This window comes from Pseudomonas sp. AGC41, from assembly GCF_057334555.1.
Genome location: NZ_JBHFJB010000087.1, coordinates 79332 through 87050, shown reverse-complemented (window position 1 = coordinate 87050; position 7719 = coordinate 79332). Strand labels below are relative to the sequence as shown.

Annotated in this window: 7 protein-coding genes; 3 read left to right on the top strand and 4 right to left on the bottom strand. The window is 59.8% G+C overall.

The features are described from left to right. Positions 1-9 precede the first annotated feature (9 nt). The 4 genes from kdpC to kdpF are packed head-to-tail and all read right to left on the bottom strand — an operon-like array spanning position 10 to position 4460. A complete protein-coding gene (kdpC, locus tag ACE04F_RS16055) occupies positions 10-555 on the bottom strand; it encodes a potassium-transporting ATPase subunit KdpC (RefSeq protein WP_486108161.1) in 546 nt (181 codons plus the stop codon). A gap of 47 nt (positions 556-602) precedes the next feature. After that, a complete protein-coding gene (kdpB, locus tag ACE04F_RS16050; RefSeq protein ID WP_486108159.1) occupies positions 603-2657 on the bottom strand; it encodes a potassium-transporting ATPase subunit KdpB in 2055 nt (684 codons plus the stop codon). A gap of 10 nt (positions 2658-2667) precedes the next feature. Further along, positions 2668-4362: a potassium-transporting ATPase subunit KdpA gene (gene kdpA / locus ACE04F_RS16045; protein WP_486108157.1), complete on the bottom strand. Its 1695-nt coding sequence runs from the start codon at positions 4360-4362 to the stop codon at positions 2668-2670. Between the two features lie 8 nt (positions 4363-4370). Continuing rightward, positions 4371-4460, bottom strand: a complete 90-nt coding sequence (kdpF, locus tag ACE04F_RS16040) for a K(+)-transporting ATPase subunit F (protein ID WP_003218754.1) — start codon at positions 4458-4460, stop codon at positions 4371-4373. A 285-nt stretch (positions 4461-4745) separates the two neighbouring features. On the opposite strand from kdpF, the gene rfbB reads away from it, so the two are divergent. The 3 genes from rfbB to rfbD are packed head-to-tail and all read left to right on the top strand — an operon-like array spanning position 4746 to position 7584. Beyond that, complete coding sequence (gene rfbB, locus ACE04F_RS16035; RefSeq protein WP_486108155.1) at positions 4746-5828, top strand: dTDP-glucose 4,6-dehydratase; 1083 nt, start codon at positions 4746-4748, stop codon at positions 5826-5828. Further along, positions 5825-6721, top strand: a complete 897-nt coding sequence (gene rfbA, locus ACE04F_RS16030) for a glucose-1-phosphate thymidylyltransferase RfbA (protein ID WP_486108171.1) — start codon at positions 5825-5827, stop codon at positions 6719-6721. The genes rfbB and rfbA overlap by 4 nt, the downstream gene beginning before the upstream one ends. Beyond that, positions 6718-7584 carry a dTDP-4-dehydrorhamnose reductase gene (rfbD, locus tag ACE04F_RS16025; RefSeq protein ID WP_486108153.1) on the top strand — a complete coding sequence of 289 codons (867 nt, stop codon included), beginning with the start codon at positions 6718-6720 and terminating at the stop codon, positions 7582-7584. Before rfbA ends, rfbD begins: the two co-directional genes overlap by 4 nt. The last annotated feature ends 135 nt before the right edge of the window (positions 7585-7719 follow it).

Sequence of the window (7719 nt, the reverse complement as noted above, 5' to 3'; positions counted from 1 at the left end):
CACAGGGGTTTACAGGTTTTCCAGGGCCAGGTTCAGCGCCAGCACGTTCACCACCGGCGGGCCCACCAAAGGCCGCTCGATATGGCTGTCGAGCAACTGCTGCAACGTCGGCACCGGCAGGTTGCGCGCCGCGGCGACACGCGCCAGTTGATAGGCAATCGCGGCCGGAGGCAAGTGCGGATCCAGGCCGCTGCCGGAAGTGCTCAGCAGCGCCAGGGGCACCGGTCCCTGGCCGGGCACTTGCAGCTTGCCGGCGTCATCGATGACCCGGGCGGCCAGCGCCGGGTTGCTCGGGGAAAAGTTGCTCGCGCCGCTGGCCACGGTCGCAAAAGCGCCTGCCGAAGGGCGCGGATGAAACCAACCATCGCCGACGAAATCCTGGGCGATCAGCCGAGAGCCACGGACCTTGCCGTCGGCGTCATGGATCAGACTGCCGTTGGCCTGCTGCGGAAAAGCGATTTGTGCCACGCCGGTGACGAACAGCGGGTAGGCGATGCCAGTGATCAAGGTCATCAGTAATAACAGGCTCAGGGCCGGGCGAATCAAGGTGAACATTCTCTAATCCTCAGTTGAAAACACATCTGTGATGGATGTCTTCAGGCTCAAACCAACCCCAACCCCGTCAGCAACAGATCAATCGCCTTGATCCCCACGAACGGCACCGCGATCCCGCCGAGGCCGTAGATCAGCAGATTGCGTCGCAGCAACGCCGCCGCACTCGCCGCCTGCACTCGCACGCCACGCAAGGCCAAGGGGATCAGCACGACGATGATCAGGGCGTTGAAGACGATGGCCGAGAGGATCGCGCTCTGCGGGCTGTTCAGGTGCATGACGTTCAATACGCCGAGCTGTGGATAAATCGAGGCGAACAGCGCCGGCAGGATCGCAAAGTACTTGGCGATGTCGTTGGCGATGGAGAACGTGGTCAGCGCACCACGGGTGACCAGCAATTCCTTGCCGATCTGCACCACATCCAGCAGCTTGGTCGGGTCGCTGTCGAGGTCGACCATGTTGGCCGCTTCCCGCGCCGCCTGGGTGCCGTCGTTCATCGCCATGCCGACATCGGCCTGGGCCAGGGCCGGGGCGTCGTTGGCGCCGTCGCCGCACATGGCGACCAGCCGGCCGTCGTTCTGCTCGTGACGAATGCGCGCCAGCTTCTTCTCCGGCGTGGCCTCCGCCAGTACGTCATCGACACCCGCCTCGGCGGCAATCGCGGCAGCGGTCAGCGGGTTGTCACCGGTGACCATGACGGTGCGGATACCCAGCTTGCGCAACTCGGCAAAGCGCTCACGGATGCCGGGCTTGACCACGTCCTTCAGGTGAATGGCACCGAGCAACCTGCCGTCCACGCAGACCAGCAACGGCGTGCCGCCGCTCTGGGCGATCTTGTCGATTTCCCGCGCCAGTACCGGCGGCAGCTCGTTGCGTGGCAGGCCGATGAAACTCAGCAAGGAATCCACCGCGCCCTTGCGATAGACGCGCCCCTGATGATCCACGCCGGACAACCGGGTTTCCGCGCTGAATGGCACCGCCGTCAGCGCGTCCAAAGCCGGCTCGGGCTGGGGATGCAAGCCGCGCAGATACTCGACGATGGATTTGCCCTCGGCCGTATCATCGGCCAACGAGGCGAACAAGGCGCCTTCAGCCAGTTCCTTGGCGCTTACGCCTGGGGCCGCATAGACCGCGGCACAGCGCCGGTTGCCAAAGGTGATGGTGCCGGTCTTGTCCAGCATCAGCACGTGGACATCACCCGCCGCCTCCACCGCGCGGCCGGATTTGGCGATGACGTTCAGGCGCACCAGACGGTCCATCCCGGCGATGCCGATCGCCGACAGCAGCCCGCCGATGGTGGTGGGAATCAACGTCACCAACAGCGCAACGAGGAACACCAGCGGCAGGCTGCCATTGGCGAAATGGGCGAACGGCTGCAGCGTCACCACCACCAGCAGGAAAATCAACGTCAGGCCGATCAGCAGGATGTCCAGCGCCACTTCGTTCGGGGTTTTCTGGCGCTTGGCGCCTTCGACCAGGGCAATCATGCGGTCCAGGGTGGATTCGCCGGGATTGCTGGTGATGCGTACCAGCAACCAGTCGGAGACCAGCCGCGTATTACCGGTGACGGCCGAACGATCCCCGCCGGATTCACGAATCACGGGGGCCGATTCCCCGGTGATCGCCGCTTCGTTGACCGCCGCGATGCCTTCGATCACCTCCCCGTCGCCGGGGATCATTTCCCCCGCCGCGACCCGCACCACATCGCCTTTACGCAAGCGGGTGGCGGGAATCACTTCAAAGCCGTCCGCCGTCTGGCGGCGAGCGCTCAGGCCTTCGCTGCCAGCCTTGAGGCTATCGGCACGGGCCTTGCCACGGCCTTCGGCCAGGGCTTCGGCGAAGTTGGCGAACAGCACGGTGAACCACAGCCACAGGGCGATCTGCGCGGCGACGAAAGTCGGCACGGCGCTATCGGGGATCAGACACAGCACGGTGGTAAGGATTGCGGTCAGCTCCACCACCAACATCACCGGAGCGCGGTGCAACTGGCGCGGATCAAGCTTGACGAAGGCTTGCACCAGCGCTGGCCGCCACAGCGCCGACAACTGGGTTTGCGGTTGTTCCGGCGCCTTGGCGACGACGGTTTTGCTCATTGGCATATTCATCATCTGTTCCTCAGAAACCCATGCTCAGGTGTTCGGCGATCGGCCCCAGGGCCAGGGTCGGCAAGAACGTCAGGCCACCTACCAGCAGGATGGTCACGGTCAGCAGGGTCACGAACAGCGGGCCGTGGGTGGGGAAGCTGTTCTGGCCGATCGGCGCGGTTTTCTTCAGCGCCAGGCTGCCGGCCAACGCCAGTACCGGCAGGATGTAGCCGAAACGGCCGATCAACATGCCCAGGCCCAGCATCAGGTTGTGAAACGGCGTATTGGCGCCGAACCCGGCAAACGCGGAACCGTTGTTCGCCCCCGCCGAGGTGTAGGCGTAGAGCAACTGGCTGAAACCGTGCGCGCCAGGATTGCTCACCGCTGCGGCAGGCCCGGGCAGGCTTGCGGCAATCGCGCCGAGTACCAGCACGCTCACCGGCATCACCAGCAGCGTCACTACCAGCAACTGCACCTCCCGGGCGCCGAGTTTCTTGCCCAGGTATTCCGGCGTACGACCGATCATCAATCCGGCGAGGAACACCGCGATCAACACGTTGAGCAGCATCCCGTAGAGCCCCGCGCCGACACCGCCGAAGATCACTTCGCCCAGCATCATGTTGACCAGCGCGACCATGCCGCTCAGCGGGTTGAGGCTGTCGTGCATCGCATTGACCGAGCCGTTGGACGCCGCCGTGGTGGTCACTGACCAGAGCACCGATGCGGTGGTGCCGAAGCGCGCCTCCTTGCCTTCCAGCGGCGCGGCTTGTTCAACGGCCGCGTGATCAAGGGCCGGGTTGGGTTGGAATTCCGCCCATAGCGACGTCGCGCCGCCGATCAGGAACAGCGCCAGCATGCAGGCGATGATCGCCCGACTCTGGCGCAGGTCCTTGACGTAATGGCCGAAGGTGAACACCAGCGCCGCCGGGATCAGAATGATCGACGCGACTTCAAACAGATTGCTCCAGGCCGTCGGGTTCTCGAACGGGTGCGCCGAGTTGACACCAAAAAAACCACCGCCGTTGGTGCCCAGTTGCTTGATCGCAATCTGACTGGCCGCCGGCCCCAACGGAATCACCTGGTCGACGCCCTGCATCGTCACCCCGTGCACATATTGCGCGAAGGTTTGCGGCACGCCCTGCCATACCAGGAACAGCGCCAGCAGCAGGCACAGCGGCAACAGCCCATAGAGAGTGGCACGGGTCATGTCGACCCAGAAATTGCCCAGCGTCGTCGCGGACTTGCGCCCGATCCCACGACACAGCGCCACCAGCACGGCCAGGCCGGTGGCGGCGCTGACGAAGTTCTGCACCGTCAGGCCGATCATCTGGCTCAAGTAACTGAGGGACGCCTCGCCGCTGTAGGACTGCCAGTTGGTGTTGGTCACGAAACTGACCGCCGTATTGAACGCCTGGGTCCACTCCATGCCGGGCAGGTTTTCCGGATTGAGTGGCAAATGCCCCTGCAACAACAGGATCGCAAACAACAACACAAACCCCGCCAGATTGAACGCGAGCAAGGCCAAGGTGTACTTCTGCCAACTCTGCTCGGCAGTCGGATCAACGCCGGCCACCTTGTAGCAACCGCGCTCCACCGGCCCAAGAATCGGCGACAGCCAGGTACGCTGGCCCTCCATCACCCGGTAGTAAAACCGTCCCAGGAACGGTGCCGGAATCAGCACCAGGGCAAAAAAGCCGAGGATCAGCCAGAAGTCATAACCGTGCATAACCGCTCCTAGTTCCGATCCGCGCGCAACAGCGCAACCAGCAGATAAATGAACAGCGCCACTGCCAGCAGCAGCGACACCCCGTCCAGAACACTCATGGGATTTCTCCGTGGTACGGCGTCGTTGCCGTGTGTGGAGTGATTGTCGGTAGGGTGGGTGTAAAGACGCGAGATCGAGGGTTGGGGTGGGGGATAAAGAAACTGTAAAAAAGATGGGTGATTGGGGGTGGGTCGCGAGTTCCTTCGACGGCGTCAGTTATTTTCCATGGGCTAGGCTCTATAAATCTCAAATTGGGCCGACACTTCTATTGCACTGTCTGGCTCATGCCGACAAGCTATGCCCTCTGCAACAATATCTACTTTTTTGAAGAAGGTTGGGCTCACATGCGTATCCTCATCACCGGCGGGGCCGGTTTCATAGGCTCTGCCCTGATTCGCGAGCTGATTGAGCACTCAGATCATGAAGTCCTTAACCTGGACAAACTGACTTACGCTGGCAACCTCGAATCGCTGGCCAGCGTTGCCAGTAACAGTCGCTACGAATTCGTTCAGGCCGATATCGTCGATCAAGCAACCGTCAGCGCGGTGCTGGACCGCTTCCAGCCACATGCAATCATGCATCTCGCTGCTGAGTCCCATGTCGACCGTTCCATTGACGGACCATCGGACTTCATCCAGACCAACATTGTCGGCACGTACAGCTTGCTGGAGGCTACCCGCGCTTATTGGCAGACCCTGGCCGAGCCAGAAAAAACCGCCTTCCGCTTCCATCATATTTCGACCGACGAGGTCTATGGCGACCTGCACGGCGTCGACGATCTGTTTACAGAGACGACCCCCTACGCGCCAAGCTCGCCCTACTCCGCGAGCAAGGCCGCGTCCGATCATCTGGTTCGCGCCTGGCATCGCACCTATGGCCTGCCGGTGCTGCTGACGAACTGTTCAAACAACTATGGTCCGTTCCACTTTCCTGAGAAGCTCATTCCGCTTGTCATCCTCAACGCCTTGGCTGGCAAGCCCCTGCCCGTTTACGGCAACGGCCTGCAAGTTCGTGACTGGTTGTTCGTCGAGGATCACGCCCGAGCGCTCATCAAAGTCGTTACAACAGGCGAGATCGGCGAGACCTACAACATCGGCGGGCACAACGAGCAGAAGAACATCGACGTGGTCCGCGGCATTTGCCAACTGCTGGAAGAACTCGCGCCGCAAAAGCCTGAAGGCATCGCGAACTATGCCGACCTGATAACTTTTGTGCAGGACCGTCCGGGCCATGACCTGCGCTACGCCATCGACGCCGGGAAAATCGAACGGGAACTGGGCTGGGTGCCGCAGGAGACGTTCGAGTCGGGGCTGCGCAAAACGGTCAAATGGTATCTGAATAACCTGGAATGGTGCCGTCGCGTTCAAGACGGCACTTATCAAGGCGAACGCCTTGGCTTCACCAATAAAAAGGAACTCCTCGCATAATGAAAGGCATCGTATTAGCGGGTGGCTCGGGCACTCGTCTGCATCCCATTACTCTTGGCGTTTCGAAACAGCTGTTGCCGGTCTACGACAAGCCGATGATCTATTACCCGATATCGGTACTCATGTTGGCTGGTATCAGGGAAATATTGCTCATCTCCACTCCACAGGATCTACCGCAGTACCGCAATTTGCTGCAAGACGGTAGCCAATTCGGCGTTAAGTTCAGCTATGCAGTCCAACCCTCGCCGGATGGCCTAGCCCAGGCTTTTCTGATTGGCGAAGAGTTTATCGGCACCGATCCGGTGTGCCTGATTCTTGGGGATAACATCTTCCATGGGGCATATTTCGGAGCGCAGCTGCAACGGGCAGCCGAACGCCCCTCAGGCGCGACTGTATTTGGTTATTGGGTAAAAGACCCGGAGCGTTTCGGGGTGATCGATTTCGACAGCAATGGCTGCGCCTTGTCGATTGAAGAAAAACCTCAGGAACCAAAATCCAATTACGCAGTAACCGGCCTGTACTTCTACGATAATAACGTGATTGAAATCGCCAAGGCAGTCAAACCCTCGGCACGTGGCGAGCTGGAAATCACTGACATCAATAATGTCTATCTCCAGCGCGGTGATCTACAGGTCGAGCGCTTCGGTCGCGGCTTCGCCTGGCTCGACACCGGAACCCATGACAGCCTGCTCGATGCCTCACAGTACGTACAAACCATCGAACACCGCCAAGGGCTTAAAGTGGCGTGTCTTGAAGAAATTGCTTATCACAATGGGTGGATTAACCGCGAACAGCTACTCGAGCGCGCGCGTTATTTCGGCAAGATCGGGTACGGTCAATATCTTGCCCAGGTCGCCGGAGAGGAAATCAATCCCGTCGGTTTGAGGCCATGAGAATTCTAATCAGCGGTCAACATGGTCAAGTATCCCATGAACTGCAGCGGCGACTGCGCGACGTCGGGGAATTGATCGTCATGGGGCGTGACCAACTCAATCTGACTAAACCGGAGCTGATCCGCCAAACGGTACGGAACAACCACCCAGATCTAATCATTAACGCTGCTGGGCACACTGGCGTCGACCAAGCTGAAAGCGAGCCGGAAGCGGCGTATGCCATTAACGCGGTAGCGCCTGGAATCTTTGCAGAAGAAGCATTGGCACTCCGTATACCGCTAATTCATTACTCTACTGACTATGTATTCGACGGCGATAAAAATCAGCCTTACAACGAAGAGGACGCACCTAATCCGCTTGGCATTTACGGCGGGAGCAAACTCGCAGGTGAGCGAGCCGTCTCTATCGTCAATGGTAAACATTTGATCCTTCGTACCAGTTGGGTGTACTCAACCCATGGAAGTAATTTTCTATTGACCATGCAACGATTGCTTCAAGAAAGATCGGAACTGCGTGTCGTCGATGACCAAATAGGTGCGCCGACTTGGGCGGGCTCCGTTGCCAATAGCACGCTAGCGATCATCAAGGAGTGGCAACGGGGTAACGAAAACTGGGGAACCTATCATCTGACGGCTCAAGGCCAGGTTTCCTGGTTTGGTTTCGCCCAGGCTATCCGCGATACGTTACAACGACAGGGCAAATCCGTTGCGGCGCTGTTACCCATTTCTTCCGCCGAATATCCCGCAAAAGCAGCCCGCCCACTGAACTCTCGGCTTGATTGCAGCAAGTTGGAAAATGATTGGGGCGTGAGCCAGCCCCATTGGCAAGAGGCGCTGCTTGAATGTTTGAATGAGCAACACTAGGCGTCTCTTGGGGTTCCCAGCGCTATAAGCGTGCCTCAGATAGCAGCGGGCCATGAGCTAAAGCGCTGAACTGGGGCACGCAACATCCTGAACGATGGCGAAACATTCCTGATACGACCTGATTCGACTCATTAC